Origin of the sequence: Streptococcus suis (assembly GCF_002960445.1) — a bacterium.
Lineage (GTDB): Bacteria > Bacillota > Bacilli > Lactobacillales > Streptococcaceae > Streptococcus > Streptococcus hyiners.
Map to the genome: position 1 here is coordinate 1 of NZ_POJD01000211.1, position 2,711 is coordinate 2,711.

5 protein-coding genes are annotated in these 2,711 nt (G+C 42.8%); all 5 read right to left on the reverse strand.

Going from position 1 to position 2,711, the window contains the following annotated elements:
- Positions 1-142: 142 nt before the first annotated feature.
- From C1G53_RS08770 to C1G53_RS08790, 5 genes are read right to left on the reverse strand one after another with little or no spacing between them, the layout of a single operon-like run.
- A complete protein-coding gene (locus C1G53_RS08770; RefSeq protein ID WP_161941395.1) occupies positions 143-310 on the reverse strand; it encodes a hypothetical protein in 168 nt (55 codons plus the stop codon).
- Between the two features lies 1 nt (position 311).
- The gene (locus C1G53_RS08775) at positions 312-968 is read right to left on the reverse strand and encodes a phage tail protein (protein WP_153046683.1); all 657 of its coding nucleotides are present in this window, start codon (positions 966-968) and stop codon (positions 312-314) included.
- A 10-nt stretch (positions 969-978) separates the two neighbouring features.
- Entirely contained in the window at positions 979-1,308 is a 330-nt protein-coding gene (locus C1G53_RS08780; RefSeq protein ID WP_105118404.1) for a phage head-tail connector protein, read from the reverse strand.
- Between the two features lie 9 nt (positions 1,309-1,317).
- The gene (locus C1G53_RS08785; protein ID WP_044669625.1) at positions 1,318-1,506 is read right to left on the reverse strand and encodes a hypothetical protein; all 189 of its coding nucleotides are present in this window, start codon (positions 1,504-1,506) and stop codon (positions 1,318-1,320) included.
- A 10-nt stretch (positions 1,507-1,516) separates the two neighbouring features.
- On the reverse strand, positions 1,517-2,533 hold the full coding sequence (locus tag C1G53_RS08790) for a sugar-binding protein (protein WP_105118405.1): 1,017 nt from the start codon (positions 2,531-2,533) through the stop codon (positions 1,517-1,519).
- Between the last annotated feature and the right edge of the window lie 178 nt (positions 2,534-2,711).

The window sequence follows — 2,711 nt, forward strand, 5'->3', positions numbered from 1 at the left end:
ACTCTTTTTTACACGAAACCTTAGTCCAAAAGAAAACAATTTTCTTATTTTGACTATTGAACTCAACATATTTTTCATCAAATACCTTGATAGACTTGACAAATGGTAGAAAAAAGCCCCCAGCAAACGCTGAGGGCTCTTCTTACATCTTAGTGCCTGGCAAAACCTCTGGCCAAGGCTCATCACTGATATAGGTCAACATCGGCAAGCGCATGACTGCACCAGCTGACTGCATGGTATCCTTGTAGTTGTGTATTCCAAGCCAGTTACTATCTCCAGTTCCAGCCAAGTACAAAGTACCGTCTAACACTTTACCGTCGTGAGCAATTGGCAAGAAAAGGGACACGGAACTCCGGAAACCGGCAGGCACTTCTCCTACTTTTAGTAAGCGCAAAGAACCATTGGAAAAGCGTTTGACATCTGTATTGTTTTCTGGACGGAGTATCTCCGAACCATTGCCCAACTTTAGAGAAGATGTTTTCGATATCTCTCCAACGGTCTCCGAACCATTGGCCTAGCCCTTGGAAAACTTGCACAATCGCATTCCACGCTTCTGTAAATCGCTGGCTAAACCATTGGCCAACACCAGAAAACACATCTTGTACACCTTTCCATAAATCTGAAAAGAATTTTCCGATATTTTGACAGACCTGTCCGATGAAGTCGACGACAGCTCCCCAGATTTCTGAACATGCTGCGCTAATAGTATCCCAATTGGTCACAAGTAAATAGCCAATAGCAATCAATGCAGTAATCGCTGCGATGACAAGTGTAATTGGTGAGGTTAATACAGCTAAGGCTGCATTTAACAACCAAGTTGCTGCTGTCATTGCAGTTGTAACAGCAATGTCTGCCACCTTTGCAGCTGTTGAAATTCCCCAAGCAATTGCTTCTTGCCCTTTTTGCACAATAAGGGCTGCGGTGTTAACAACATAAGTAGCTTTCTTGATACCCTCATCACTCGTCACTATGACAGCTTTACGGATCAAATATGGTTTCAGTCGGTTTCGCTTCAAACGCACGACCTGCCACCCTTGCGAGTCTATGACTCCGAATACCATTCAAAATAGTATCTGACAGCCCGTCTTTATAAGACACAGACACGCCCCCTTCACTTCGTGATGTTTCGCCCTCGCTACCTTGGCGATTGAACAACTCGAGTGCTACTTCCAGTTGCAAACCTTCCAGCGCTGGTGTAAGCTGACTTCGATTTGTCTCAGTCAAAATGATATTTTTTGCCCTCAAAAGCAAAGACGAGAGGATTTTATAATCACTCTCGCCTGTCAATATTTTCAAATCTTCTAGCATATCCGCCCCCTATTTTGCAGGAGCTTCTGCTCCTTTGGTCTTGATTTCTTCGATGTAATCAGCCAAATTTACATCTTGCAATTTAGCGTTTTTCTTCATCTGTTCATGACGTTCCTTGGTTAGTTCGATGACATCATCAACACGATGAACAAAACCAAGTTCATCATCAGTAAACTCTTTTAATACCTTAAAGCGCATTTAGAACCTCCTAGACAAGCTCTTTCCAGTTGGCTGAATCGCTACCAGGAGCTGTTGAGGATGAATTTACTTTCTTAGTGGCTTCAAACAGCTTACCTTCGTTTTGTACACGGGCACCAGCTTCATAAGTTGAACCAGATACCCACTGCTCTGCACGGATGTTTAATTTGCCTTGTGCACTAACTTTTGCTTCTGGCTTAGACGCTGCAATAGAAATGATGTATTTCTGGTCAAAATCAAAGACAAATGCACCAGTATACAACAATTGTTCCACCAATTCACCAAAACGACCTGGGATGTTGTTGTTATATTTCGTTTCATCTACTTGGATAGGCGAAACGACTACCCCGCCGATTGTCGCAACAGCTTGGACGCCTTTAAGGTACTTAGATGGCACTTTGTAAACCGTGAATGTATCCAACTGACCGACATAACCTTTGTAAAGCACAGTTTGATTGGTGTCCCCTTGTGGAAGGTTGACAATTTCTAACTTAATCGCTTTATAAAATGCTGGCGTCACAAACAACAAGCGGTTTTCCACTACGTCCAATTCATCCAATTTCTCAGAAACATCCAAGACAGCTTGGTAAGAATTATTAGTACCTTTAGTACTAGCTGGTACGACATTCTCGCTGACGTTACCAAGAAGAGCGTCAAAACGAAGATGGTCTAAGTACGGCGCCACAACTTCGGCAGCTTGACGAGCGACAACATAATTGACATTAACTTCGCCGTTTGAATCGCGCTCATCTAGACGATCCACAAAACGACCCCAGTATTTTTCCTGATCCAGGGTGTAAGTGCGCTCTTCGGTTTGCGCATGGTCAAATTCATTGTCTGCATTTCGTTTGTAATCTTTGAGTTCTGTTGTGTCAGATTTTGTAACAGTAAACGAACGCCCGTTCATTTCCACTGCATCCTTCGATAGCAAGAGGGGCGCAGAGTAAGATTTTTTAGCAACAACTTTCTCGATAATCCCTAAGAATTTTTCACGGGATGTTGCGGTGTTAATATTTTCAAATGGCATATTTTATTTTTCCTTTCTTATTTCAAAAAATCACGTTCCCACTTTTCAACAGTTGGTTGTTCTTGTGGTGCTTTCTTCATCGGTGCACTTCCTTTGGTCTTGTCAGCAACACCTTTCAAGACTGCTGCTTCCCAAGTCTTTTGAATAGCATCGATGGAATCGCGTACACTGTCAGCGT

Coding starts and splice junctions, on each gene's coding strand:
- C1G53_RS08790 (WP_105118405.1), bottom strand. CDS start 2,533: ATGCCATTTGAAAATATTAACACCGCAACATCCCGTGAAAAATTCTTA.
- C1G53_RS08785 (WP_044669625.1), bottom strand. CDS start 1,506: ATGCGCTTTAAGGTATTAAAAGAGTTTACTGATGATGAACTTGGTTTT.
- C1G53_RS08780 (WP_105118404.1), bottom strand. CDS start 1,308: ATGCTAGAAGATTTGAAAATATTGACAGGCGAGAGTGATTATAAAATC.